Source organism: Stenotrophomonas sp. STEN031, from assembly GCF_056759975.1.
On the sequence record NZ_JBRREA010000026.1, the window covers coordinates 35,635 to 62,201 of the forward strand.

A 26,567-nucleotide genomic window follows, 5' to 3' on the forward strand; every position below is an offset into this window, starting at 1 on the left:
AGATGTCACCTGAAACTGCGGCATCCGTTAGAATCCCCCGCGTTTTCCAGCCATCTGAGGTCACCATGTCCAAGCTCGCCTACCGCCGCATCCTGTTGAAACTTTCCGGGGAGGCGCTGATGGGAGACGAGGACTACGGCATTGACCCCAAGGTAATCAACCGCCTGGCCCATGAAGTCATCGAGGCCCAGAATGCCGGCGTCGAGATCGCGCTGGTGGTCGGCGGCGGCAACATCTTCCGCGGCGCCGGCCTGGCCGCAGGCGGCATGGACCGTGTCACCGGCGACCATATGGGCATGCTGGCCACCGTCATCAACGCCCTCGCCATGCAGGACGCGCTTGAAAAAGCCGGCGGCAAGGCCCGGGTGATGAGCGCGATCAAGATCAACGACGTGTGCGAGGACTACATCCGTCGCCGCGCCATCCGCCATCTGGAAAAGGGCCGCCTGGTGATCTTCGCCGCCGGCACCGGCAACCCCTTCTTCACAACCGATTCGGGTGCCGCACTGCGCGCCATCGAGATCGGCGCCGACCTGCTGCTCAAGGCCACCAAGGTCGACGGCGTCTATGACAAGGACCCGAACAAACATACGGACGCGGTCCGCTATGACAGCCTGAGCTACGACCAGGTCATCAACCAGGGCCTGGAAGTCATGGACACCGCAGCCTTCGCACTGGCCCGTGACAGCGACCTGCCGCTGCGCGTTTTCGACATGAGCCAGCCCGGCGAACTGCTGAAAATCCTGCACGGCGAGCCCATTGGCACCCTGGTCCACGGCCGCGACGCGCACTAACCCACGCTGCCGGCGCGGTGGGCAGGGGTAATCGCCTATAATCGGCCGGTTCTAGAAACATCCAGGATTCGGCCGATGATCAACGATATCAAGCAAGATGCGCAGGCGCGCATGACCAAGAGCATCGATGCTCTGCGCCATACCCTCACCACCATCCGCACCGGTCGCGCCTCGCCGACCCTGCTGGACGGCATCAAGGTCAAGGCCTACGGCTCCGACACCCCCCTGAATCAGGTGGCCAGCATCAGCGTGTCCGAAGGGCGTTCGCTGGTGATCACCCTGTTCGACAAGAACATGATCAAGGAAGTGGAAAAGGCCATTTACGCCTCCGACATCGGCATCACCCCCACCACCATGGGCACCGTGATCCGCCTGAACCTGCCGCCGCTCACCGAGGAGCGCCGCAAGGAGCTGGCCAAGTCGGTGAGCAAGGAAGGCGAGGAAACCAAGATCGCCATCCGCAACATCCGTCGTGATGCCAACCAGGAAGTCGCCAAGCTGCTCAAGGACAAGGCGATCACCGAGGATGATGACCGTCGCAGCCAGGACGACATCCAGAAGCTGACCGACAAGGCGATCAAGGACGTCGACGAAGTGGTCAAGCTCAAAGAACAGGAACTGATGGCGGTCTGAGGCGTGTCCTCCGTCCCTCATAGCGACACAGCCGCCCCGTCCGTACCGGGTCACATTGCCATCATCATGGATGGCAATGGGCGTTGGGCGCAGCAACGGCGGCGGCCACGCATGATCGGCCACCGTGCTGGCGCGCGCGCGGTCAATCGCAGCATCGACTTCTGCCTCGAACGGGGCGTCGGCGCACTGACCCTGTTCGCGTTCTCCAGCGAGAACTGGGGCCGTCCGCAGGAAGAAGTCGATTCACTGATGAAGCTGTTCCTCGGCGCACTGGACCGTGAGGTGGATGAACTCCACCGTCGCGGCGTGCGCGTGCGCTTCATCGGCGACCGCAGCCGCTTTGCCGCCAGCATCGTCCAGCGCATGGACAAGGCCGAACAGCGCACCCTGGGCAATACCGCGATGACCCTGAGCATCGCCGCCAGCTACGGCGGGCGCCAGGACATCGCATTGGCCGCCCGCACCCTGGCCGAGCAGGTCGCCGCCGGTACCCTGCGCCCCGAGCAGATCGACGAACAGGCCCTGGGCCAGCACGTCGCGCTGGCTGACATGCCCCCACCGGACCTGTTCATCCGGACCGGTGGCGACACCCGCATCAGCAACTTCCTGCTCTGGCAGCTGGCTTATAGCGAGTTGTGGTTCACTGACGTGCTGTGGCCGGATGTCGATGCGGCCGTCCTTCAACGGGCACTGGATGACTACGCAGGGCGCGAGCGCCGCTTTGGTCTGACCAGCGCCCAGATTGCCGCCAATACGGCAAAGAGCGCACATTCATGACCAAAACCCGTGTGATTGCAGCGCTGATCATGGCCCCCGTGGCGATCTGCGCGATCCTGTTCCTGCCAACCCAATGGCTGGCCGCCGCGGCCGCACTGGTCTTCCTGATCGGCCTGTGGGAATGGCTCAAGCTCACCGGCGTCGACGGGCTTCCGCGCACCGTACTGGTGGTACTGAACCTGCTGCTGATGGTGCTGCTGGTGTGGGCATCGGCCGGCAGCATGGTCCTGTTCCAACTGGCCACGCTGGTGGGTGTCGGTTTCTGGCTGCTGGCCCTGCTGTGGCTGCGCTTCTTCGACTTCGGCGCACACGAGGAAAGCAGCGCGCGCATGCTGAAGCTGGCCGCCAGCACCCTGGCGATCATTCCCGCCTGGGCCGCATTGGTCCTGATCCATGCCAGCGCACCAAACGGCAACCTCTGGCTGCTGACCGCACTGACCCTGGTGTGGGCAGCCGACTCTGGCGCCTACTTCGCGGGCCGCACCTTCGGCAAGCACAAACTGGCCCCGCGCATCAGTCCCAACAAGACCATCGAGGGCCTGCTGGGCGGCCTGGTCGCCGGCCTGGTCACCGCGGGCGTGTTCGGCTGGTTCGCCGGCGTACAGATCTCGCAGTTCGGCTGGTTGATGCTGGTCACCACGGTCGCGGTACTGGCCTCGGTGCTCGGCGATCTGTTTGAAAGCCTGCTCAAACGCCATGCCGGCGCCAAGGACTCGGGGCACATCATCCCCGGTCACGGCGGCGTGCTGGACCGCATCGACGGCGTTTTGGCCGCTCTGCCGGTATTTGCGCTGGGCAAGGAAATCTTCGGCTTCTGAGCATGTCCACCTCCTCTCTACGTCAGGTCGCCATTCTTGGCGCCACCGGCTCCATCGGCACCTCGGCGCTGGATGTGATCGCCCGTCATCCACAGCAGATGCGTGCCAGCGTGCTGGCAGCCGGCAGCAATGTGGATGCGTTGATCGCACTGTGCCTTCAGCACCGCCCGGATCATGCCGCGATCGCCGACCCGGCCCTGTTCGCTCGTCTGCGTGATGGCCTGAAAGAAGCCGGCCTGGCAACCGAGCCGCACGCCGGTCATCCGGCCATCGACACACTGGCCGCCAGCGACTGCTGCGACACCGTCGTGGCAGCCATTGTGGGTGCCGCCGGCCTGTCCTCGACGCTTGCCGCTGCCCGCACCGGCAAGCGCCTGCTGCTGGCCAACAAGGAATCACTGGTCCTGGCCGGCGAGCTGCTGACCCGCGAGGCGGCCAACGCCGGCGCCGAGATCATTCCGATCGACAGCGAACACAACGCCATCTTCCAGTGCCTGCGCTCACGTGATGCGCGGCTGGAGGCCGGGGTACGCCGTATCATCCTGACCGCTTCCGGCGGCCCGTTCCGTGGCCGCAGCCGCGCCGAACTGGAAGCAGTGACGGTGGCGCAGGCGGTGGCACACCCGAAGTGGTCGATGGGCCCGAAGATCTCGGTCGATTCGGCGACGTTGATGAACAAAGGCCTGGAAGTCATCGAGGCCCACCACCTGTTCAACGTGCCGGGCTCGCGTATCGACGTGCTGGTCCATCCGCAGAGCCTGGTGCACTCGCTGGTCGAGTTCATCGACGGCTCGACCCTGGCCCAGCTTGGTCTGCCCGACATGCGCACCACCCTGGCGGTCGGCCTCGGCTGGCCGCAGCGGATCGAGTCCGGTGTTGCTGGACTGGACCTGCTGACCCAGGGCCGGTTGGATTTCGAGGCACCGGACACCGACGCCTTCCCCTGCCTGCGCCTGGCCTGGCAGGCGATGGAGGCCGGCGGCAGCGCCCCAGCGATCCTGAACGCCGCCAACGAAGTGGCGGTTTCAGCGTTTCTTCAGGGGCGCATAGGCTTCCTGTCGATCCCGGTACTGGTGGAGCACACCCTGTCTACCCTGCCCTACGTGGCGGCCGATACACTGGACGCCCTGTTGGCGGCTGATGCCCAAGCCCGTCACATCACCGAAACCGCCATCGCCCGCCTGCCGAATGTCTGATCCCACCTTACAACCGAGCTGCACCCATGGCTGACTTCCTGGGGTCCGTATGGTGGATGATCGTCAGCCTCGGTGTGCTGGTGACGTTCCATGAATTCGGCCACTACTGGGTCGCCCGCCGTTGCGGGGTAAAGGTGCTGCGCTTTTCGGTGGGCTTCGGCAAGCCACTGTGGAGCCGCCGCAACCGCAACGGTACCGAGTTCGCCATCGCTGCCATCCCGTTGGGTGGCTACGTCAAGATGCTCGACGAGCGCGAGGTCGAGGTCCCGGCCGGTGAACGCGCCGTCGCCTTCAACAACAAGAGCGTCTGGCAGCGCATCGCCATTGTCGCCGCCGGCCCGGCGGCCAACCTGATCCTGTGCATCGCCCTGCTATGGGCGATGTTCGTGATCGGCCGCCAGGATTACTCGGCCACCATCGGCCGCACCACCGGCATGGCCGCACAGGCCGGCTTTGTCGCCGGCGACCGCATCCTGGCCGTGGAAGACCGCAGCGTCGCCACCTGGGCCGAGGCCAGCATGGCCATCACCACCGCCGCCATGGATCGCCAGGATGCGCATGTCCGCGTCCGCGACAACCTCGAAAACGAGCGCACACGGGTGCTGCCGCTGTCGCAGCTGCCGGCCGGTTTTGACGAACGCCAGGTCCCGATGCAGGCCGGTTTCATCTGGCAGTTCTGGCTGCAACCGGCGCGGGTTGACACGGTTTCGGCCGATTCGGCGGCCGCCGACCTGCTGCAGCCAGGCGACCTGATCCTGGCCGTTGACGGCCAGCGCGTGGACAGCGCCGACCAGGTCACACCGCTGATCCAACAGCTTGGCCAGCGTGGCGGCCCCGGCATGGTCGAGGTAGAGCGCAATGGCGAGCGCCTGGCGTTGGAGCTCACCCCGCAGGCCGGACAAGGCCCAGATGGCAAGCCTCGCTGGATGATAGGCGTGGGCTTCGCCACCAACCAGACGCCTGCATACGACGCCCGCCAGCAGTATGGCGTGTTGGCGGCCCTCCCCGCTGCCGTGCGCGAAACCGGCAAATTGGCGGCGGATTCGCTGGGCATGATGCGCCGCATGCTCACCGGCACCGCCTCGCTCAAGAACGTTTCCGGCCCGATCACCATCGCCCGCGTGGCCAATGCCTCGGCTGAACGCGGGGTGGATTGGTTCCTGTATTTCCTGGCCCTGCTGTCCCTGAGCCTGTGCATCATCAACCTGCTGCCCATCCCCGTCTTGGACGGCGGGCACCTGCTGTATTACCTTATCGAGTTGGTCAAGGGCAGCCCGCTTAGCGAGCGTGCCATGGCTGCCGGCCAATACATCGGTCTGGCGCTGTTGGCCGGGCTGATGGGACTGGCGTTCTACAACGACATCCTGAGCCTGGTTCCGCGATGAACTTTTTCCCGTTGTCGTCGTCTTACGCCGGCACCCACGCATTATCGAAATCGACTCCAACCGGACGTGATATGACGCGACTTCCCAATCGCCGCCTGCTGGCCCTCGCACTTGCTGCCGGTCTGGCCCTGCCTGCGCTTGCACAGGCAGCCGAGCCCTTTACCGCCAGCGATATCCGCGTGGACGGCCTGCAGCGCATTTCCTCCGGCACCGTGTTCACCTACCTGCCGGTGGAACGCGGCGACACGGTCGACGACGCCAAGGTCGGCGACACCATCCGCGCCCTGTACAAGACCGGCTTCTTCGAAGACGTGCAGCTGGACCGCCAGGGCGACATCCTGGTCGTCACCGTCAAGGAGCGCCCGGCGATCAACAAGTTGACCGTCACCGGCAACAAGGACATCAAGAGCGAGCAGCTGCTCAAGGGCCTGAGCGACATCGGCCTGAGCGAAGGCGGCACCTTTGACCGCCTGAGCCTGGACCGCGTGACCCAGGAGCTACGCCGCCAGTACAACGACCGCGGCAAGTACAACGTGGAAATCACCCCGACGGTGAGCCCGCTGGACCGCAACCGCGTCGACGTTGCCATCGCCGTCAAGGAAGGCAAGGCGGCCAAGATCCGCCACGTCAACCTGATCGGCACCGAGAAGTTCCCGGCCGAAGACATCCTGGATATCTGGGAGTCCAAGGAGCACAACTGGGCTTCCTGGTACCGCCGCGATGACCAGTACTCCAAGGAAAAGCTGTCCGGCGACCTGGAAAAGCTCAACTCCTGGTACCTGGACCGTGGCTACGTCGATTTCAGCATCGACTCGACCCAGGTCTCGATCAGCCCGGACAAGCGTGACATGTTCATCACCGCCGGCGTGACCGAGGGTGAGCAGTACAAGATTTCCGAGATCAAGGTCACCGGCGACACCATCCTGCCGCAGGAAGACGTGGAGAAGATGGTCATCCAGAAGTCGGGCGATACGTTCTCGCGCGCCCTGCTGGAGTTCAGTGCCGACGGCATCACCAACAGCCTGTCCAACGTTGGCTATGCCTTCGCCAAGGTCAACCCGATCCCGACCAGCAACCGCGCCGACCGTACCGTGGCGGTGAACATGCAGGTCGTGCCGGGCCCGCGCGTGGCCGTGCGCCGCATCGTCTTCAAGGGCAACTCGCGTACCAGCGACGAGGTCTTGCGCCGTGAAATGCGCCAGTTCGAGAACAGCTGGTATTCGCAGGCTGCGATCGACCGTTCCAAGATCCGCCTGCAGCGCCTGGGCTATTTCGAGTCGGTCGACGTCGAGACCCAGCCGGTCACCGGCAGCAACGACCAGGTCGACGTGGTCTACAACGTCAAGGAAACCACTTCGGGCAGCTTCGTGTTCGGCCTGGGCTATTCGCAGTCCTACGGCATGACCACCTCGGTCCAGCTGTCGCAGAACAACTTCCTCGGCGGCGGTAACCGCGTGTCGGTGGAAGCCTCGCGCAGCAGCTACCTGCAGCGCTATGGCTTCAGCTACACCAACCCCTACTTCACCGATGACGGCGTCTCGCTGGGCTACAACCTGTCCTGGCGCGAGCTCGATTACTCCGACTTCAACACCGCCCAGTACAACAGCACCAACGGCTCGGCGCAGGTGGTGTTCGGCATTCCGATCACCGAGAACGATGCGTTCTCGCTGATGTTCGGCATCGACAGCAACCAGATCACCACCTATCAGGGTTACACCCCGAAGGCGATCATCGATTACATCGATGCGGTCGGCACGCGCACCTTCCATTCCTGGCGCTCGGAGCTGGGCTGGGCCCGCGACACCCGCAACGACTACTTCATGCCGACCCGCGGTACCTACCAGCGCCTGGGCCTGGAGACCACGTTGCCGGGTTCAACGGTCGAGTATTACAAGCTCAGCTACCAGTTCTCCAAGTACTGGCCGATCATTCCGTCACTGGTTATCAATACCCGCCTGGAACTGGGCTACGGCGACTCCTACGGCAAGGACAAGGTCCGCGATATCTGCTGGAACGATATCCCCGGCACTCCGGGCACCCCCGGCACGCCGGCAACCGGCACCACGCCTGCAGTACCCGGCACCCCCGGCACCCCCGCTACCACCCAGGTGGTGGACTGCGGCAGCAACCCGACCGCCAACCACCGTCAGGTCAAGGCGAGCGGCCTGCCGTTCTTCGAGAACTTCTACGCCGGCGGCACCAACTCGGTACGTGGCTTCGAGGACAACACCCTGGGTCCGCGTTCGGAAATCATCGGTGGCTATTACAACGGCCAGCCGCTGGGTGGTTCGGTGAAGACGGTTGGCTCCATCGAAGCCTACTTCCCGAAGCTGTTCGACAGCCCGTCGGCGCGCGTCTCGGCGTTCTTCGACTTCGGCAACGTCTACAACGGCACCAGCAACTTCAAGGCCAACGAGCTGCGCGCTTCGGCTGGCGTGGCCCTGTTGTGGCGCGCCCCGGTCGGCCCGATCTCGATCAGCTATGCCTTCCCGTTGAAGAAGGAAGATGGTGACGAGATCGAGCGTCTGCAGTTCACCTTTGGTGGTCAGTTCTGACGAACTGACCCGCTGCCCCGGGGTGAAGCCCCGGGGACCGAAGGTTATGCCGCAGGCATAACCTTCGGGCGCGCTTCGGTCTACCGATTCCCCGCGCCTGTCGGCGCGCCCCCTTTACCAAAGGGGGCTTTCCACCAGAACTACCGCCTCAATCTGCCCCGGGAAGCAACACCGCCCCGGGGTTTGCTTTTATGGGACATGTGGCTGCGCTCGGCGCAGCGGGACATTCCATCAAAGCCATACTGCCCCATTGGCCCCCACTTCCGGCCAACCCGCCCACCCCGCTGCCCTTGCCCTGCAAGGGTGATAACGTCCGTTCGCATGACCGCCATCGGCGCACACGGTAAACTTGCTGCGTGAATACTCCTACCTATACCGCTCAGGAACTTGCCGACCGTTTCGGCCTGCAGGTACACGGTGACCCGTCGGTCGCCATCCATGGCGTTGCCACGCTGGCCCATGCCGGCCCCGGGCAGCTGACCTTCCTGGCCAATCCGCGTTACCGGGCACAGCTGGCCGACAGCAAGGCGTCGATCGTGCTGCTGCGCGCCGACGACGCCGAGGCCGCGCCAGGCACCGCCCTGGTCGCCAAGGACCCGTACACCAGCTTCGCCAAGATCGGCGCGTTGTTCGAGACCGTTCCTGTGCGCGCCCCCGGCATCCACCCCAGCGCGGTCATCGACCCCAGCGCGACGGTGGCCGCCAGCGCCCATGTCGGCCCGCACGTCTGCATCGGCGCACGCAGCGTGATTGGCGAGAGCTGCATCATCGGCGCTGGCAGCATCGTTGGTGACGACTGCGTGGTCGAAGCCGGCAGCGAACTGCTGGCCCGCGTCACCCTGGTCGCCCGGGTCAAGCTGGGCAAGCGCGTGCGCATCCATCCGGGCGCCGTGCTCGGTGCCGAAGGCTTCGGCCTGGCCATGGACAACGGCCACTGGATCAAGGTGCCGCAGCTGGGCGGCGTGCGCATCGGAGACGATTGCGAAATCGGCGCCAACACCTGCATTGATCGCGGCGCGCTGGAAGACACCACGCTGGACGAAGACGTGCGCGTGGACAACCTGGTGCAGATCGCCCACAACGTACAGATCGGTGCGCACAGCGCCATCGCCGGCTCCACCGGCATCGCCGGCAGCGCCAAGATCGGCCGCTATTGCCTGCTCGGCGGCTCGGTCGGCGTGGTTGGCCACCTGGAGATCTGCGACCACGTCGTCATCACCGGCCGCTCGGTGGTGCGCAACTCGATTACCGAACCGGGCGAATACTCGTCGGGTACCCCATTGACCGATAACCGCACGTGGCGCAAAAACGCCGCGCGCTTCAAGCAGCTCGATGCGCTGGCACGTCGCATCCTGGCTGTGAGCAAGGAGAAGGAATGAACGCACCACTGCAGATGCCCATCGACGTCACCACCATCCAGACGTTGATTCCGCACCGCTACCCGTTCCTGCTGGTCGACAAGGTTGTCGATCTGGATGTGGACGCCAAGCGCATCATTGCGCACAAGAACGTCACCATCAACGAGCCCTATTTCCAGGGGCACTTCCCGGGCCAGCCGATCATGCCGGGTGTGCTGATCATCGAGGCGCTGGCCCAGGCCGGTGGCGTGCTGACCCAGCTCAGCCTTGGCCGCGACGCGCAGTCCAAGCTGTTCTATCTGGTCAAGGTCGACAACGTGCGTTTCATGAAGCAGGTGGTGCCCGGTGACGTGCTGGAACTGCATGTGCAGGTCAAGCGCATGATCCGCAACATGGCGGTCTACTACGGCGAAGCCAAGGTGGATGGTGAAGTGGTCGCACACGCCGAAGTGCTGTGCGCCGGCACCCGCGAATAACCTGCCTGGAGCAAGCCGATGAGCGATAGCGCCCCTCTGATTCACCCGACCGCGGTCATTGATCCTTCGGCAAAGCTGGGCCAGGGCGTACGCGTGGGTGCGTTCACCCTGATCGGTGCCGACGTCGAGATCGGTGACGGTACCGAGGTGGGTCCGCATTGCAGCATCCATGGGCCGACCCGGATCGGCCGCGACAATCGCTTCATCGGCCACGTCGCGGTCGGTGGCGAACCGCAGGACAAGAAGTTCGGCGGTGAACGCACCGAACTGGTGATCGGCGACCGCAATGTCTTCCGTGAGTTCGTCACCCTCAGCCGCGGCACCGCCGGCGGCGGCGGCGTGACCACCATCGGCAACGACAACTGGATGCTGGCCTATGTACATGTCGCCCACGACTGCCACGTGGCCGACCATTGCGTGTTCTCCAACAACACCACGCTGGCCGGGCATGTCTCGGTCGGCAACTGGGTGATCATCAGCGGCTTCGCGGGGGCGCACCAGTTCTGCCGCATCGGTGACCATGCCTTCCTTGGCATGGGCGCACTGGTCACCGGCGACATCCCGCCGTTCACCATGGTCGGCATCGATGGCCACGGCCGCCCGCGCGGCATCAACAGCGAAGGCCTGAAGCGTCGCGGCTTCGACGCCGAGCGCATCAGTGCGATCAAGCGTGCCTACCGCACCATCTACGTGGCCGGTGTGCCGTTGGCCGAAGCCAAGCTGGCGCTGGCCGAGCAAGCGCAGAGCAGCGATGACGTCAAGCAGATGCTGGACTTCATCGAGCACGGCGAGCGTCCGCTGCAGCGATGAGCGCTGTAACCCAGGATTCCGGATTGGCGCTAGGCCGCAAGCCGCGCATCGCGCTGGTTGCCGGCGAGGCGTCGGGCGATCTGCTCGGCGCCGGCCTGATCAATGCCCTGCGCGCGCATTACCCCGATGCCGAATTTGCCGGCATCGGTGGCGATGCGATGCGCAACGCCGGCTGCGAAACCTGGTTTGATGCCAGCGAGCTGGCACTGATGGGGCTGGCTGAAATCCTGCGCCATCTGCCGCGCCTGCTGAAGCTGCGCAAGGAATTCCGCCAGCGCGTGCTCGACTGGCAACCGGATGTATTCATCGGCATCGACGCACCTGATTTCAATCTGGGCGTTGAAAAATGGCTCAAGCAGCGCGGCCTGCGTACCGTGCATTACGTCAGCCCCTCGGTCTGGGCCTGGCGCGAAAAGCGTGCCGAGAAAATCGGTGCCAGCGCCGACCTGGTGCTGTGCCTGTTCCCGATGGAACCGCCGATCTACGCCCGCCACGGCATTGACGCGCGCTTTGTCGGCCATCCGATGGCTGATGAAATCCCGCTACACACTGACCGCGCTGCCGCACGGCAAGCGCTGGGCATTCCAGAGCAGGCAAAGTTGCTCGCAGTACTGCCTGGCAGCCGCCTGGGCGAAGTGAGCCGGCTCGGCCCGCCGTTCTTCGCCGCCACCTGGCAACTGTGCGAGCAAGACCGAGGCTTGCATATCGTCGTGCCCGCGGCCAATGCCAAGTGCAAGGCGATGATCACCGAGCAGATCCGCAGCGCAGCGCTACCCAGCGCGCGCCTGCACCTGCTCGATGGCAAGGCACGCCAGGCAATGGTCGCCGCCGACGTGGTGATGTTGGCCTCCGGCACCGCCACGCTGGAAACCATGCTGGTCAAACGCCCGATGGTGGTTGGCTACCGCGTGGCCGAACTCACCTATCGCATCGTCAAGGCGCTGGGCCTGATCAAGGTCAATCGTTTTGCCCTGCCCAATGTACTGGCCGGCAAGGACCTGGCGCCGGAGCTGATCCAGCACGAATGCACGCCCGATAATCTGGCCGCCGCAGTACGCAACTGGTTTGAACATCCCGACTGCGTCAGCGGCCTGCAGGACGACTACCAGCAGCTGCACCAGCAACTGCGCCAGGATGCCTCGGCACGCGCCGCCGACGCTGTCGCCGGGCTGCTGCAGGCGCCACGCAAGCAAGGCCAGCCGTGACCACAAAGCGAACTCCCAAGGCAGCGGATGTCTCGCTGTCCTTGTTTGACGATGCCGCCTTGCTTGCACGGCAGGCCCCGCGCCTGGTCGCCGGCGTCGACGAGGCCGGACGCGGCCCACTGGCCGGCCCGGTCGCGGTAGCGGCCGTTGTCTTCGATCCCGAACGCCCGCGCATCAACGGCCTGGATGACTCCAAGGCATTGACCGCACTACGCCGCGATCAGCTTTACGACCGCATCATCGAGCGCGCCCTGGCCTACAAGATCGTGATGGTCAACGTGGCCGAGATCGACAGCCTCAACATCTTCCAGGCCACCATGCAGGGCATGCGCCTGGCGGTAGAAGGCGTGGGGCATGTGGCCCAGTTCGCCCGCATCGATGGCAACAAGATTCCCAAGGGCCTACCCTGCCCGGCCGAAGCGCTGGTAGGTGGCGACGCCATCGACCGCAGCATCATGGCTGCCTCGATCCTGGCCAAGGTCAGCCGCGACCGCTTCATGCTGGAGCTGCACCAGCAGCATCCCGAATACGGCTTCGACCAGCACAAGGGCTATGGCACACCCTTCCATATGGCTGCGCTGCGCGCACATGGTCCCTGCCCGCAGCACCGGCGCAGCTTCGCCCCGGTCCGAGCCTGCCTGCAAGCGCCCTGAGCCACACGCGGCCCCATCAACGCGGCATGATCTTTATTCCGGGATCAAGATGGCTTGAGCCGATGCGTACGTCATAGTTGATGTTGTTCTCGCTGACTACTGCCTTGGCGACGATCAACACCTCCTGACGTCGACCCATGCGTTGGGAATCGAAGTCCTTCTGTCCTGTATTCGCAGCGCTGCGGTATGACGCGGCGGCCCCCGGCGACTCGGCGAACGCCAGCGCGAAAGGATCCAGCACATCTTCCGCCGTGCGCCACAACACCTGCGTGCCACTGCGCACCGCACACACCTCCGGCGTGATGACGGGGCCGCTCGGCCCTGCGGCCACGTCGACGTAGACCAGCTTGACGATCCGGGCCGGCAGATTCTCCGTGCATTGCACCGCTTCGCCCGGCGCTGGCGGAACCGTGGCGCAGGCCACTGCACCGACAATGATTCCCGCTGAGACAGCAAGATAAACCCACATGTTGTAGTTCATGACGACCACTCCTCGATGAGGTCCGCCGCCCCGGACAGGAAAAACCGTTTCTATTCCTTCCGCACGCCACTGCCGACCAGCGCGTAACGCTGCAGCGACAGCAAGGCGTCGATGCGCTGTTGCGGAATGCCCTGCTTCAACGCGCTTTCTACGCAGCTGTGTGCGCCCGTCTTGTCGCCGAGCAGGGTCAAGGTCTGCGCACACCACAACGCGACTTCGGCCGCCTGCGTACCCAGCGCACGCGCCGCCTGCAGATCCTGCAGCGCGCGAGCTCGCTCGCCCAGGTTGGCGCGATACCAGGACAGCAAGGCCAAGGCATAAGCATCATCGCGGCGCACGTCGACATATTGCTGTGCCAGATGCGCCGCACGCAGATACGGCGCCTGTGCCTGCGCTGCGGTTGCGGGGGCAGCGGCCAGCGCATCGGCAAGATTGCCCCAGTGCAGATAGTCCTCCGGCTCCAGCACCGTCGCCTGCTGGAACAACTCCGCAGCGAGCGCGTATTCGCCGCGATCGAATTTCATCGTGCCCAGGTTGGTCAAGGCACCGGCATTGGGCTCGATCGACAAGGACATGTTGAATGCATGCCCGGCCTGCACGGTATCGCCCTGCGCAAGATACAAACCGCCCAGGCTGCCCCACAAGCGACTGTCTTCCGGCTGCAGCACGGTGGCAGTGACAAACGCATCGATGGCCTTGGGAACGTCGCCGCGCAACCAATGGTGGTAGCCCAGCAGGCGATAGATCTGCGCATCGCTGGGCCGCGCCGCGATGGCCTGCTGGAACGACTGCAGCGCCTGCTCTTCCTTGCCAAGCGCGGCGTAAGTGCGTGCCTGCCCGACCAGACCGTCGGCACGCAGTGCAGGGTCATCGATGACCTGCTGGTAAAGCTTCAGCGCCTGTTCGTTCTGGCCGCTGACACGGGCGATTTCCGCCATCGCCAGACTCACCTCGCGCAATCCCGGATCCATCGCCTGCGCGCGCGCACAGGCCTGCCGCGCGCGCTCGAACGCACCTGCGTCACTGACCCCTTCCAACCGCGCAATCTGTGCACGGCAAAGGCCCGCCTGGGCCCGGGCGAAATGCGGGTCCAGCGCCAGCGCCTGTGCGAACGCCGCCATCGCCCGCTCGTTGCCCGCCTCGCCGACGGGTCTTTGCAGCAGCGCCAGACCACGCAGATAGGCGTCATAGGCGTTGACGTCATTGGTGGGATTCAAGCGCTGCGCAATTCCGGCAGTCTTTCCGGGCAGATGGCCGAGCAGGGCGTGCACGACCTTGTTCGCTATCTCGCCCTGCAGCGCGAACACGTCGTTGATCTCCCGGTCATAGGTTTCCGCCCACAAGGTGAAGCCTGTATTGGTATCTGACAGCCGCGCACTGATGCGTACCCGCCCACCCTCGCGACGCACGCTGGCATCGAGCAGTGTGGCCACGCCCAGACGGCGTCCGATCCGACGCACATCGTCATCATCGGTATCGCCTTCGGCAGGCGCTGCGAGTTGTCGTGCGGCCACCTTCAGGCCCGGCACATTGGTAAGGGCATCATGCATCTCCACCGCCAGACCATCGGCAAAATAGCGGTCGGCGGCGTCGTCGCTGAGGCTGCTGAATGGCATCACCGCAATCGAAGCGCCGGCCACAACCGGCGTGCGACCCCACCACCAGTAGCCCGCCCCCAACAGCAGCAGCAACAACGCGCAGCCGACCAGGAACGCGCGTGAACGCATCCACGCCGGTAGTGGCAACTTCGGCGCCTCCCGCCACCAGCGCGACAATCGGCGTGCTGGCGGTGATGCCGGCTCGGCATGCAGGTCACTATCCGCAACCACGTGTTCAGCGCGTTCAGCAACTGCATCAGGCAGCTCGACCGTCGTAGAAGTGGAGATCGGTTCAACAACCGAAGCGGAGGAAGCCGTGGCCTCCGGCGGCAACAACCTGCCGATGAAGCGGTAGCCCAAACCATGCTGGGTCTGTATGTAGCGCGGCTCATGCGAATGGTCGTCCAGCGCGGAACGTAACTGGGCGATGGCACGGGTCAGTACACCTGGTGTCACATGGCGATGGCCCCAGACAGCATCCAGCAGCTGGTCGCGCACCAACAGTTCGTCGGCGTGCCGCAGCAGCAGCAACAGCACGGCGAAGGCTTTTGGCTCCAGCGATTGATACTGGCCGTCACGGCTGAGTGTATGCGCCAGCGCATCCACCACGATGCCGTCGAAACGGTAGCGTTCGACCGCTTGACCTGTGTCACCCGGGTCTTCGACCGCACCCATCGGCAAGCCCTCATGAATTCCTCAGAAACCAGCGCAATGACTGTCTGAAGGCTCCGCCTGCCATCATGACCAATGCTACGCCCAAGCGGATGCTGGCGCTGCGTTCTCCCCCCGGACGCCCCCCACCCGCAGGAGCAACACCATGTACACCATCGACCCCCGCCTTCCGCTGCCGCAGGTTCTGGACCAGTACCCGAGCGGTGCCCCGCAACGCCGCAGTCATGTGAACGACTATCTGTTGGTCCCGCGTGAAATGGAGCATTTCAACAGCCTGCTGGCCCGCCTTGGCCGCACCCAACCGCCACTGCAGACCGACCAGTTGGCCACCGCTGCCCGCAACCTGAACAACACAGCCGGGGACGAAAGCGCCTCGCCCTGCATCGCGCAGCGGATGCGCCACGCCCATCTGCTGGAACAGCTGCTGCAGGAGACCGACTGGGAGCCCGCCGCCGAGGTGAGCTGCGAGCTGCATATGGTCATTGCCTACCTGCACGCCAGCCACCAGTTGATCCCCGACACGGTTCCCGGCGTCGGCCAGCTGGATCAGGCCATCGTCATCGACACCGTCTGGCCGAAACTTGCCGGCGAAGTCACCAACTTCCTCGACTACCAGCGCCTGCGGCAGCAGGAGGCCGAACGTCAGGGCCGTGGCTACCATGACATCGCCTTCAACCGCCGCAGTTGGCTGGAACTGCGTGAGATCGAAGCCCGCCTGCATGAGCACCAGCGACGGGTGCGTGAAGGCAGCTATGCGCCGGAACCGCTCAGTTACTTCCGCGTCCACTGACTGCGACAACGGCAGGGCCCCAGCCAGCACCGCCCAGGTCGGGCTGGGGCCCCTGCACAGAAGGCCGGGACCACCCCATTGCCGTCAGGCCGACGCCTGCCCTGATAGTGTGCACATGCGGGCCTCCGGCCCGGGCCGGCGGGCGTGCCGGGCATGTCAAGCCTTGCCCCACCCCGCCCCCGTCGCTACCCTGCACCGGCATACTTCTGGCCCCGCATGTCTACTTCTTCCCGCTTCGTCCATCTGCACGTCCACACCGAATTCTCGATGGTGGACTCCACCATCCGCGTCCCCGCCAAGCCCGACCAGGCCGATCCCAAGAAGGCCAAGCAGCCCAACCTGCTGAGTCGTTCGGTCGAAATGAAAGCACCGGCCTTGGCAGTCACCGACCTGAACAACATGTTCGCGCTGGTGAAGTTCTACAAGGCCGCCGAAGGCGTGGGCATCAAGCCAATCGCCGGTGCCGACCTGCTGATCACCGAGGACGGCCAGGACCCCTGGCGCATGACCCTGCTGTGCCGCGATCGCGAGGGCTACCTGAGCCTGTCGCGGCTGCTGACGCGGGCATGGATGGAAGGCCACCGCAATGAAGGCGGCGTGGCCGTGCACCCGCAGTGGCTCAAGGACGGCTGCCAGAACCTGTTCGCGCTGGCCGGCCGCCACAGCCTGGCCGGCCGCCTGGCCAGCGAAGGCCGCCACGACCTGGCCGAGCAGCAGCTCGCCGACTGGCAGCGCGTGTTCGGCGACGGCCTGCACCTGGAACTGACCCGCACCGGCCGCGACGGCGAGGAAAGCTTCAACCAGTTCGCGCTGATGGCCGCCGGCCAGCGCGGCCTGCCGGTGGTGGCGACCAACGATGTGCGCTTCCTGTCGCCGGATGACTTCGACGCGCACGAGGCGCGCGTGTGCATTTCCACCGGCCGCGTGCTGGACGACCCCAAGCGCCCGCGCGAGTACAGCCGCGAGCAGTACCTGAAGACACCGGAGCAGATGGCGGAGCTGTTCGCCGACATCCCCGATGCCATCGACAACACCTTGGCGCTGGCCGAGCGCTGCAACGTCGAGATGCGGCTGGGCACTTACTTCCTGCCCAACTACCCGGTGCCGGACGACGAGACGCTGGACACCTGGATCCAGAAGCAGTCGCGCGAAGGCCTGGAAGAACGCCTGCAGGTGCATCCGCTGGCCGCCGGCATGAGCCGCGAGGACTACGACGCGCGGCTGGAGTTCGAGCTCAACACCATCATCAAGATGGGCTTCCCCGGCTACTTCCTGATCGTGGCCGACTTCATCCAGTGGGGCAAGAACCAGGGCATCCCGATCGGGCCCGGCCGTGGTTCCGGTGCCGGCTCGCTGGTGGCCTGGGCGCTGAAGATCACCGATCTGGATCCGCTGCCCTACAACCTGCTGTTCGAGCGCTTCCTCAACCCCGAACGCGTGTCGATGCCCGACTTCGACATCGACTTCTGCATGGACCGCCGCGATGAGGTGATCGACTACGTCGCGCGCAAGTATGGCCGCGAGCGCGTCAGCCAGATCATCACCTACGGCACCATGGCGGCCAAGGCGGTGGTGCGCGATACCGGCCGCGTGCTGGGCTTCCCCTATGGCCTGGTCGACGGCGTTTCCAAGCTGATCCCCAACATCCTCGGCATCCACCTGAAGGATGCACTGGGCAAGGGCAAGGAAGGCGTGGACTCGGAAATGGCCTCGGCCGAGCTGATCCAGCGCTATGAAACCGAGGACGACGTCCGCGACCTGATCGACCTGGCGCTGCAGCTGGAAGACCTCACCCGCAACGCCGGCAAGCACGCCGGCGGCGTGGTGATCGGGCCCGAGCCGCTGAGCGAGTTCTGCCCGCTGTACGCCGAACATGACGAAGGCGGTATCGGCAAGAACCCGGTCACCCAGTTCGACAAGAACGACGTGGAAGAAGTGGGCCTGGTGAAGTTCGACTTCCTCGGCCTGCGCACGCTGACCATCATCGACTGGGCGGTGAAGGCGATCAACAAGCGCCATGAGCGCGCCGGCATCCCGCCGATCGACATCGCCCATATCCCGCTGGACGACGCCCCCACCTACAAGGACATCTTCGCCAACGGCAATACCGGCGCGGTGTTCCAGTTCGAATCCTCGGGCATGCGCCGCCTGCTGAAGGACGCGCGGCCCGACCGCTTCGAAGACCTGATCGCGCTGGTGTCGCTGTACCGCCCCGGCCCGATGGACCTGATTCCTTCCTTCAACGCGCGTAAGCACGGCCAGGAAGAAATCATCTATCCCGATCCGCGCACCGAGGCCATCCTGAAGGACACCTACGGCATCATGGTGTACCAGGAGCAGGTGATGCAGATGGCGCAGATCGTCGGCGGCTACTCGCTGGGCGGCGCCGACCTGCTGCGTCGTGCGATGGGCAAGAAGGTGCCGGCGGAAATGGCCAAGCACCGCGAGATCTTCCGCGAAGGTGCGGCCAAGGGCGGCGTCGATGGCCCCAAGGCCGACGAGATCTTCGACCTGATGGAGAAGTTCGCGGGCTACGGCTTCAACAAGTCGCACGCCGCCGCCTACGCCTTGGTCAGCTACCAGACCGCCTGGCTCAAGCGCCATTACCCGGCCGAGTTCATGGCCGCGACGCTGTCTTCGGACATGGACAACACCGACAAGGTGGTGGGCTTCCTGGCCGAGGTGAAGAACCTCAACCTCAAAGTGCTGCCACCGCGTGTCAACGATTCGGCTTACATGTTCGAGGCCGCCAACGCCGACACCATCCGTTACGGCCTGGGGGCGATCAAGGGCGTCGGCCAGGGCGCCTGTGAAGCGGTGGTGGAACAGCGCGAACGCGGCGGCGAATACGCCTCGCTGCTGGACTTCTGCGTCCGCGTGGAATCGGGCAAGCTCAACCGCCGCACGCTGGAAGCGATGATCAACTGCGGCGCCTTCGACGGCATCGGCAAGAATCGCGCAACGCTGGCGCTGCAGCTGCCGGAAGTGATCAAGGCCACCGAACAGATGGCGCGCGAGAAGGCCTCCGGGCAGAACTCGCTGTTCGGTGCCCCCGACCCGGTCAGCACGGCCAGCCAGCTGGATCTGCCCGAGAGCAAGGAATGGCCGCTGGCGCAGCTGCTCAACGGCGAGCGCGAAACGCTGGGCTTCTTCCTCAGCGGCCACCCGTTCGATCCCTATGCCGACGACGTCAAGGAACTGGTCGGCACCGACCTGGGCGGCCTGGACAAACTGATCGCACCGGCCTTCCCCTCCAAGGATGGCGAAAAGCGCGCCTGGCGCCAGGAATCCCCGGTGATCCTGGCCGGCATGGTCATTGGCGTACGCCGCAAGGGTGACAGCCAGGTCTTCGTGACCCTGGAAGACGGCAAAGGCCGCGTCGAATGCAGCGCCTTCTCCGACGGCCTGGCCGAATTCGGCCACCTGATGACCAAGGACCGCATCCTGGTCGTGAAGGGCGGCCTGCGCGAGGACGAATTCAACGGCGGCTACGCCCTGCGCATCCGCCAATGCTGGGACTACGAGCAACTGTGCGCCGACCACGCCCTGCGCGTGTCGATGCGGGTGGACGGCCGCGGCGGCCCGATCTGGCAGCGCATCGATGCCCTGCTGGCCGCGCACCGCCCGGGCCGTACCCCGCTGCGGCTGGACCTGCTGCTCAACGGCAAGCCCAGCGGCAGCATTGCCGGCATGCTCGACCTCGGCAGCAGCGGCGCGGTGCGGGTCACGCCCAAGCTGCTCGATGCCCTGCGCGAGGACCCGGCCGTGCGCCGGGTCAAGGTCAAGTACAGCCCGCCCTGGGCCAATTGATTGTCCGGACGGACGCGTACGGGTTGATACGGCGCGTTCGGCTACACTTCCCCCCTTTCATTGCTGACGGTTTCCGATGAATCCGAACTACCTCGATTTCGAGCAACCCATCGCCGATCTGGAATCCAAGATCAAGGACCTGCGCAGTGCCAGCGCCGGGCCGGCGGTCAATGTCGATGCTGAGGTCAAGGCGCTGGAAGACAAGCTGCGCCTGCGTACTGCCCAGATCTTCCGCAACCTGTCCTCCTGGCAGGTGCTGCAGGTGGCCCGCCACCCGTCGCGCCCCTACCCCTTGGACTACATCCGCATCTTCTGCGACGAGTTCCAGGAACTGGCCGGCGACCGCGCCTTTGCCGATGACAAGGCCATTGTTGGCGGCCTGGCCCGCATCGGCGGCCGTCCGGTGATGCTGATCGGCCACCAGAAGGGCCGCGATACCAAGGAAAAGGTCAAGCGCAACTTCGGCATGCCCAAGCCCGAGGGCTACCGCAAGGCACTGCGCCTGATGAAGATGGCCGAGCGCTTCGGCTTGCCGGTGCTGACCCTGATCGACACCGCCGGTGCCTGGCCGGGCATCGACGCCGAAGAACGTGGCCAGTCCGAGGCCATCGCCCGCAACCTGATGGAAATGGCCGAGCTGAAGGTGCCGGTGATCTGCACGGTGATCGGTGAAGGCGGCTCCGGCGGTGCCCTGGCGCTGGGCGTGGGCGACCGCACCCTGATGCTGGAATACAGCGTCTACTCGACGATCAGCCCGGAAGGCTGCGCCTCCATCCTGTGGAAGGACGCCGGCAAGGCCAAGGACGCCGCCGAGCAGCTGGGCATGACCGCGCCGCGACTGAAGAGCCTGGGCCTGATCGACAAGGTGATCCGCGAGCCGATCGGCGGCGCACACCGCAACCCGACCCAGATGGGCAAGCGCCTGAAGGCCGTGCTGCTCAACGAGCTGGACAAGCTGGACAAGCTGGGCGTGGAAGAACTGCTGGAGCAGCGCTACAAGCGCCTGCGCAGCTATGGTGCCTACGAAGCGGCCTGAGCCGCTTCCAGACCGAGGACACAGGGATGAGTCCGATCATTCTGCTTTCGCTGCTGCTGCAGATCGCCTGCTGCGTACACGTCGTGCGCACCGGGCGGCCGCTGTATTGGATCTTCATCCTGCTGGTGTTCTCCTACCTGGCAGTGCTGATCTACGTCATCGCCGAAGTGCTGCCGGACCTGCGCAACAACCCGACGGCGCGACGCGGCCTGCGCCAGGTGCGCGACCAGATCGACCCGCAGCGTGGCAAGCGCCAGGCAGACCAACGCCTGCGGGTATCGGACACCGCCGACAACCGCCGACGCCTGGCCGAGGAGCACTTGGAACGCGGCGAGTACGCCGAGGCAGCGGCGTTGTATGAAGGTGCGCTGCGCGGAATTCACCGCGAGGATCCCGATCTCATGCTCGGCCTGGCCAAGGCGCAGTACGGCCTGCAGCAGCCGGCACAGGCGCGCAAGACGCTGGAAGCACTGATCGCTGCCAACCCCGGTTTCCGATCGCATGACGGCCACCTGCTGTATGCCCGCACGGTGGAAGACAGCGCGGACATCCCTGCCGCCCTGCACGAGTACGAGGCGATGATCGGCGGCTACCCGGGCGAGGAAGCGCGGCTGCGCTATGCGCTGCTGCTCAAGCGCGCCGGACGCGACGACGAGGCGGCCAGGCAACTGCAGAACATCCTCGACCGCGCCGAAACCTCACCGCGCTATTACCAGCAGGCGCAGCGCGCGTGGATCGATGCCGCACGCAAGGAACTGCGGCAGCTGACGCCGGCAGGCTGAGCCCGCTTGTTTTTTTGTGGGAGCGGCGTCAGCCGCGAAGCTGACCCTGCCAAAGCCCTTGGCACCTCTGCCATCTGATGATGTACTGGCTTCGCGGCTTACGCCGCTCCCACAAACGCATCCCGCGCCTGCGCACGGATATCGGATTGTGGCGACGCGATGCGCAAATGGACTGTGTTATCTGCCTTCTCCCCATCCCCGGCGAGGCCAAGCAGCATGATCACCAGCCTGAAAGTCCTGTTGATCGCCATCAGCGTGCTCGCCAGCATGTACCTGATCGCCTGCGCCCTGCTCGCCTTCAATGCCCGCAGCATGCTCTACCACCCGGCCCCGCGCAGTGCCGATGTACCGCACTGGACCATGCCACGCGACGATGCCGACATCATCGTCTCGAGCAACAGGCAGCACAGCACGCAGCTCGTACTGTATTTCGGCGGCAATGCCGAAGACGTCTCGCAGGCGCTGCCAATGCTGCAGCAGGCGTTTCCCGAAGCCGCCATCCACGCGATGCACTACCGTGGCTATGGCGGCAGCAGCGGCTCACCAACCGAAGCCTCGCTTATCAGCGATGCATTGGCGCTCTATGACGGCACCAGCACCAGCCAACCCCACGACATCATCGTGGTTGGCCGCAGCCTCGGCTCAGGCGTCGCCGTGCAACTCGCCGCTGCCCGGCCAGTTCAGCGGCTGGTTCTGATCACGCCTTACGACAGCATTGGCAGCCTGGCTGCACGCATGTTCCCGGCCTTCCCGGTGCGCCTGCTGCTACGCGATCACTACGATTCATGGCGCCACGCCGCGCGGATCACTGCGCCCACCACGCTGATCATCGCCGGCAGGGATGAGGTGATTCCGAATGCGAGTTCGTTGCGGTTGTTGCGCGAATTCCGGCCCGGTGTGGCGCAGGCAGTGACCATCGCTGATGCCGATCACAACGATGTGTTTGCCTATCCGCAGTTTGCGGAGGCTTTGCGGGGGCAGTAAGGGTCACAAGCTCAACCCCTCCCCAGCCCTCCCCGAGGGTGCGCCGGAAGGGTGGGAGCAGAGCGTGGGCCCTGCGCTACGCGCAAGGGAGGAGGCGGAGAGCTCAAGCCCTCCCTTTGGCGCAGCCAAGGGGAGGGTTGGGAGGGGTGCCGTTGATCTTCGCGATACTCCGAAAAATCAGAACGGCTTGGCCAGCACCAGATACACGATGGCAATGAACAGCACCAGCGGCAGCTCATTGAACCAGCGCAAAGTCCCAGACGATGGCAGTGCCTTGCCCTTGAGCGTGCCCTTCAACCAGCGCCCGGTGAAGGTGAAATAGACCATCAGCAGCAACACCAGCCCCAGCTTGGCATGCAGCCAACCGGCAGCGCCCGGCGCCACCATGGTCGGGAAGTCCGGCAGCACCTTGTAACCCAGCCACAGCACCAGGCCGAGGATGAAGGCGATGCCGAACATCACATGGCCAAACCGGTACAGACGCTTGCCCATCAATTGCAGCCGTTCCACCACCGGCGGCTGGCCCGCCGCCTCGGCGATGTTGACCAGGATGCGCGGCAGATAGAACACCGACGCCATCCACGCCACCACGAAAACAAGGTGGAAGGTCTTTACCCAAAAGTACGACTGCATGCGCTGGCTCCATCGGCGGCGTAGGATGTGCCCCATTTTCGCCCATCCGCACAAGACACGCACATGCAGGACAAGCAGTACGACGCCGACTACTTCCAACGCTGGTACCGCCGCGACGATATCGGCGGCCCGGCCCGGCTCGCGCGCAAGGTGCAGTTGGCCGTTGCCGCCGCCGAGTACTACCTTGAACGACCGATCCGCAGCGTGCTCGATATCGGCGCCGGTGAAGCCGCCTGGCGTGCGCCGCTGCTCAAGCTGCGGCCCAAGCTGCAGTACATGGGCTTTGACAGCAGCGAATATGCAGTGCGCCGCTACGGCCGCACCCGCAACCTGCACCTGGCCAGCTTCGGCGATTTCCAGTGGCTGCGGCCCTGCGCGCCGGTGGACCTGCTGGTCTGCTCGGACGTCATGCACTACGTGCCCAGCCGCGAGCTGCGCCAAGGCCTGCCGGGCCTGGCCGAGCTGTGCGGCGGGGTCGCCTTCCTGGAGCTGTTCACCGCCGAGGACGAATTCCATGGCGACCACGACGGCTTCCAGCAGCGCCCGGCCCGCTGGTACCGGCGCCAGCTGCGCGAGGTGGGCTTCCGTCCGATCGGTTCGCACTGCTGGCTGGCCCCCGCGTTCAGCGAGGACATCGCCGCGCTGGAAAGGGCCGACTAAAGGCCGATACCTGCTTAACGCCGCAAATGTCATAGTGCGCTATGCTGCACAGCATCATATGACTGTACATATTGGGACGTCATGCTTTATCAACTGCATGAATTGACCCGCAACCTGCTTGCGCCCTGGGTTCACCAGGCGCAGGCAAATGCGGCGTTCTTCAATAATTCCGGCCACTGGTGGTCGTCGATGCCGGGCGCTGATCGCTTCGCGGCGATGAACGAGCTGTTCCATCGCCTCGGCAAGGATTATGAGAAGCCCGAATGGGGCATCCACGAGTTGGAGCTGGATGGCGAAATCGTGCCCATCGCCCAGCTCACCGAGGTCGAAAAGCCCTTCTGCAAGCTGCTGCGCTTCAAGCGCCACAGCAATGAGACCTCCAAGGTCGAGGCCCTGCTGGCGCAGCCCATCGTGCTGGTGGTGGCGCCGCTGTCCGGCCACCACGCCACCTTGCTGCGCGATACCGTGCGCACCCTGCTGCGCGACCACCGCGTCTATGTCACCGACTGGGTGGACGCACGCATGGTGCCGGTGGAACAGGGCGAGTTCGGCCTGGACGACTACATCGAATACGTGCAGGAGTTCATCCGCCACCTCGGCGCCGAGAACGTGCACGTGGTCAGCGTCTGCCAGCCAACCGTGCCGGTGCTGGCGGCGGTGTCACTGATGGCCAGCCGCGGCGAAGCCACGCCGCGCTCGCTGGTGATGATGGGCGGCCCGATCGATGCGCGTTGCAGCCCGACCGCAGTCAACAACCTGGCCACCCGCAACCCGATGTCGTGGTTCGAGAACAACGTCATCCACACCATTCCGGCGCCGTATCCGGGCCAGGGCCGTCGCGTCTATCCGGGCTTCCTGCAGCACGCCGGCTTCATGTCGATGAATCCCAGCCGCCACCTGATGTCGCACTGGGATTTCTACACCGATCTGGTCAAGGGCGACCTGGACGATGCCAACGCGCATCGCCGTTTCTACGACGAATACAACGCCGTGCTGGACATGCCGGCGCAGTTCTACCTGGACACGATCCGCGTGGTGTTCCAGGAATTCCTGCTGCCGCGTGGCGAGTGGTATGTGCGCGGCGAACATGTCGACCCTTCGGCCATCCGCGACACCGCACTGCTGAGCATCGAAGGCGAGCTGGACGATATCGCCGGCCTCGGCCAGACCGAAGCGGCGCAGGCGCTGTGCACCGGTATCCCGGCCGCGCGCCGTGATCACTTCATCGTCGAAGGTGCCGGCCACTACGGCATTTTCAGCGGCCGCCGCTGGCGCGAAGTGGTATACCCGAAGATGCGTGACTTCTTCAGCGCCCAGTCCGCGCAGCCGGCTGCCAAAAAAACAAAGAAGGCCAGCAGCAACGTCACCCCGTTGCGCCGCCGCGCCCAGCGCTGAGCCGCCCTGCGTAGGCCCCTCTCCCGCCTGCGGGGGGAGAGGGACCGTTTGCGAACCATCGGTTCGCGGTCACTCGAGCGCCCTTGCGCCAGCGCCGCGGCACGGAGCGCGGGTTGGGGGTGAGGGCAAGCCGAAACCAGACGTTTACAGCAACGGCAGTTCTACCGAAGCTAAAAAGCAAATCAGAAGGCCCCGGCACTCCCGGGGTCTTCTGCATTCAGGACACCGCCTTCAAGCCCACCACCCCAACCACGATCACCGCCAGACTCAACAGGCGGGCGGTGCTGCGCGACTCACCAAAGAACAGCGTGTTCACCAGCACTGCAGCCGCGGTTCCAAGGCCAATCCACACCGCGTAGGCAATGCTCAACTGGATGTAGCGGAAGGACTGGTACAGCAGCACGAAGGAAGCACCAAAACCACCGAAGAACATCAGCGCGTTCAACAGACTCTTGCGCCCGCTGTAACGCTTCAGGCCAATCACGCCCAGCGTCTCCATCAAGGCAGCGGCAATCACCAGAAACCAGCCCATATCAGCCCCCTTGCCCGTCTGCGTCAGTCACCGCTGCCTTGCCATCGGCCAGCTTCAACGCGATCACGCCCGCCACCAGCACCGCCATGAACACCCCCTTGGCCAGGCTGAAGCTGCCATCGAACAGGAAGATATCCATCAGCGTGGTCCCCACCGTGCCAACGGCGGCAAACACCGCGTATACCGTGCCGGTGGGCAACGATTCGCAGGCCTTGGCCAACCAATGGAAGTCCACCAAGATCACCACGATGATCGGAATCCAATGCCACCATGTGGCAGCCACGTTGAAGCCATACACCCAGACCAACTCGAACAGGCAGGTCAGGGCCACATAGAACCAGCCTTTGCCGGCCATGGTGTTCTCCTAGAAAAATCGGGCACCAGCATAGCGCGTGGTAGTGCCGAGTCATGCTCGGCAGAGGCCTTTTGAAGCCCCCTCCCCAACCCTCCCCTTCGCTATGCGAGAGCGGAGGGTGTAGTGCCGAGCCATGCTCGGCAAGGGGCCTTACCGGGAAAGCCCCTGCCGAGCATGGC

24 protein-coding genes are annotated in these 26,567 nt (G+C 64.9%); 19 read left to right on the forward strand and 5 right to left on the reverse strand.

Annotation, left to right across the window (positions count from 1 at the left end; genetic code table 11):
• The first annotated feature begins 65 nt into the window (after positions 1–65).
• The 12 genes from pyrH to ACVOLQ_RS13000 all read left to right on the forward strand — a co-directional run bounded on the left by pyrH (position 66) and on the right by ACVOLQ_RS13000 (position 12,660).
• On the forward strand, positions 66–794 hold the full coding sequence (gene pyrH / locus ACVOLQ_RS12945; protein ID WP_481528283.1) for a UMP kinase: 729 nt from the start codon (positions 66–68) through the stop codon (positions 792–794).
• A gap of 75 nt (positions 795–869) precedes the next feature.
• The gene (frr, locus tag ACVOLQ_RS12950) at positions 870–1,427 is read left to right on the forward strand and encodes a ribosome recycling factor (RefSeq protein ID WP_481528284.1); all 558 of its coding nucleotides are present in this window, start codon (positions 870–872) and stop codon (positions 1,425–1,427) included.
• A 3-nt stretch (positions 1,428–1,430) separates the two neighbouring features.
• Positions 1,431–2,204 carry a polyprenyl diphosphate synthase gene (gene uppS, locus ACVOLQ_RS12955; protein ID WP_481528285.1) on the forward strand — a complete coding sequence of 258 codons (774 nt, stop codon included), beginning with the start codon at positions 1,431–1,433 and terminating at the stop codon, positions 2,202–2,204.
• Positions 2,201–3,022, forward strand: a complete 822-nt coding sequence (locus ACVOLQ_RS12960) for a phosphatidate cytidylyltransferase (protein WP_313494725.1) — start codon at positions 2,201–2,203, stop codon at positions 3,020–3,022. Before uppS ends, ACVOLQ_RS12960 begins: the two co-directional genes overlap by 4 nt.
• 2 nt (positions 3,023–3,024) lie before the next feature.
• The gene (locus ACVOLQ_RS12965; RefSeq protein WP_481528286.1) at positions 3,025–4,218 is read left to right on the forward strand and encodes a 1-deoxy-D-xylulose-5-phosphate reductoisomerase; all 1,194 of its coding nucleotides are present in this window, start codon (positions 3,025–3,027) and stop codon (positions 4,216–4,218) included.
• 26 nt (positions 4,219–4,244) lie between these two features.
• On the forward strand, positions 4,245–5,603 hold the full coding sequence (rseP, locus tag ACVOLQ_RS12970; RefSeq protein ID WP_481528287.1) for an RIP metalloprotease RseP: 1,359 nt from the start codon (positions 4,245–4,247) through the stop codon (positions 5,601–5,603).
• Between the two features lie 71 nt (positions 5,604–5,674).
• Positions 5,675–8,158: an outer membrane protein assembly factor BamA gene (gene bamA / locus ACVOLQ_RS12975; protein ID WP_313169334.1), complete on the forward strand. Its 2,484-nt coding sequence runs from the start codon at positions 5,675–5,677 to the stop codon at positions 8,156–8,158.
• A 356-nt stretch (positions 8,159–8,514) separates the two neighbouring features.
• Positions 8,515–9,537, forward strand: a complete 1,023-nt coding sequence (gene lpxD, locus ACVOLQ_RS12980; RefSeq protein ID WP_313169333.1) for a UDP-3-O-(3-hydroxymyristoyl)glucosamine N-acyltransferase — start codon at positions 8,515–8,517, stop codon at positions 9,535–9,537.
• Positions 9,534–9,992 (forward strand): 3-hydroxyacyl-ACP dehydratase FabZ, encoded by a 459-nt coding sequence (gene fabZ, locus ACVOLQ_RS12985; RefSeq protein WP_313169331.1) that lies wholly within the window; start codon positions 9,534–9,536, stop codon positions 9,990–9,992. Before lpxD ends, fabZ begins: the two co-directional genes overlap by 4 nt.
• An 18-nt stretch (positions 9,993–10,010) precedes the next feature.
• Positions 10,011–10,802, forward strand: coding sequence for an acyl-ACP--UDP-N-acetylglucosamine O-acyltransferase (lpxA, locus tag ACVOLQ_RS12990; RefSeq protein ID WP_313169330.1), 792 nt, complete (start codon positions 10,011–10,013; stop codon positions 10,800–10,802).
• Complete coding sequence (gene lpxB / locus ACVOLQ_RS12995; protein ID WP_481528288.1) at positions 10,799–12,007, forward strand: lipid-A-disaccharide synthase; 1,209 nt, start codon at positions 10,799–10,801, stop codon at positions 12,005–12,007. The genes lpxA and lpxB overlap by 4 nt, the downstream gene beginning before the upstream one ends.
• Positions 12,008–12,042: 35 nt before the next feature.
• Positions 12,043–12,660 (forward strand): ribonuclease HII, encoded by a 618-nt coding sequence (locus ACVOLQ_RS13000; protein WP_313170186.1) that lies wholly within the window; start codon positions 12,043–12,045, stop codon positions 12,658–12,660.
• A gap of 16 nt (positions 12,661–12,676) precedes the next feature.
• On the opposite strand, the gene ACVOLQ_RS13005 is transcribed toward ACVOLQ_RS13000, so the two are convergent.
• The gene (locus ACVOLQ_RS13005) at positions 12,677–13,141 is read right to left on the reverse strand and encodes a hypothetical protein (protein ID WP_481528289.1); all 465 of its coding nucleotides are present in this window, start codon (positions 13,139–13,141) and stop codon (positions 12,677–12,679) included.
• A gap of 50 nt (positions 13,142–13,191) precedes the next feature.
• The gene (locus ACVOLQ_RS13010) at positions 13,192–15,414 is read right to left on the reverse strand and encodes a winged helix-turn-helix domain-containing tetratricopeptide repeat protein (protein WP_481528290.1); all 2,223 of its coding nucleotides are present in this window, start codon (positions 15,412–15,414) and stop codon (positions 13,192–13,194) included.
• A 142-nt stretch (positions 15,415–15,556) separates the two neighbouring features.
• Here ACVOLQ_RS13010 and ACVOLQ_RS13015 point away from each other — a divergent pair, with 142 nt between their 5' ends.
• The 5 genes from ACVOLQ_RS13015 (at position 15,557) to ACVOLQ_RS13035 (ending at position 22,813) form a co-directional block, all read left to right on the forward strand.
• Complete coding sequence (locus ACVOLQ_RS13015) at positions 15,557–16,201, forward strand: hypothetical protein (protein WP_481528291.1); 645 nt, start codon at positions 15,557–15,559, stop codon at positions 16,199–16,201.
• A 216-nt stretch (positions 16,202–16,417) separates the two neighbouring features.
• The gene (gene dnaE, locus ACVOLQ_RS13020) at positions 16,418–20,011 is read left to right on the forward strand and encodes a DNA polymerase III subunit alpha (RefSeq protein WP_481528292.1); all 3,594 of its coding nucleotides are present in this window, start codon (positions 16,418–16,420) and stop codon (positions 20,009–20,011) included.
• A 76-nt stretch (positions 20,012–20,087) separates the two neighbouring features.
• A complete protein-coding gene (locus ACVOLQ_RS13025; protein ID WP_313494540.1) occupies positions 20,088–21,047 on the forward strand; it encodes an acetyl-CoA carboxylase carboxyltransferase subunit alpha in 960 nt (319 codons plus the stop codon).
• 26 nt (positions 21,048–21,073) lie between these two features.
• Positions 21,074–21,829, forward strand: coding sequence for a tetratricopeptide repeat protein (locus ACVOLQ_RS13030; protein ID WP_313169316.1), 756 nt, complete (start codon positions 21,074–21,076; stop codon positions 21,827–21,829).
• A 216-nt stretch (positions 21,830–22,045) separates the two neighbouring features.
• A complete protein-coding gene (locus ACVOLQ_RS13035; RefSeq protein ID WP_481528293.1) occupies positions 22,046–22,813 on the forward strand; it encodes an alpha/beta hydrolase in 768 nt (255 codons plus the stop codon).
• A gap of 177 nt (positions 22,814–22,990) precedes the next feature.
• On the opposite strand, the gene ACVOLQ_RS13040 is transcribed toward ACVOLQ_RS13035, so the two are convergent.
• On the reverse strand, positions 22,991–23,446 hold the full coding sequence (locus ACVOLQ_RS13040) for a CopD family protein (protein ID WP_481528294.1): 456 nt from the start codon (positions 23,444–23,446) through the stop codon (positions 22,991–22,993).
• 63 nt (positions 23,447–23,509) lie between these two features.
• Between ACVOLQ_RS13040 and ACVOLQ_RS13045 the strand changes: the two genes are divergently transcribed.
• Positions 23,510–24,106: a class I SAM-dependent DNA methyltransferase gene (locus tag ACVOLQ_RS13045; protein WP_481528295.1), complete on the forward strand. Its 597-nt coding sequence runs from the start codon at positions 23,510–23,512 to the stop codon at positions 24,104–24,106.
• 81 nt (positions 24,107–24,187) lie between these two features.
• Positions 24,188–25,501, forward strand: coding sequence for a polyhydroxyalkanoate depolymerase (locus tag ACVOLQ_RS13050; protein ID WP_481528296.1), 1,314 nt, complete (start codon positions 24,188–24,190; stop codon positions 25,499–25,501).
• Positions 25,502–25,718: 217 nt separating this feature from the next.
• Here the strand turns inward: ACVOLQ_RS13050 and ACVOLQ_RS13055 are convergent, their stop codons facing one another.
• Complete coding sequence (locus ACVOLQ_RS13055) at positions 25,719–26,033, reverse strand: DMT family transporter (protein WP_481528297.1); 315 nt, start codon at positions 26,031–26,033, stop codon at positions 25,719–25,721.
• 1 nt (position 26,034) lies between these two features.
• Positions 26,035–26,388, reverse strand: a complete 354-nt coding sequence (locus ACVOLQ_RS13060) for a DMT family transporter (RefSeq protein ID WP_481528298.1) — start codon at positions 26,386–26,388, stop codon at positions 26,035–26,037.
• Positions 26,389–26,567: the final 179 nt, after the last annotated feature.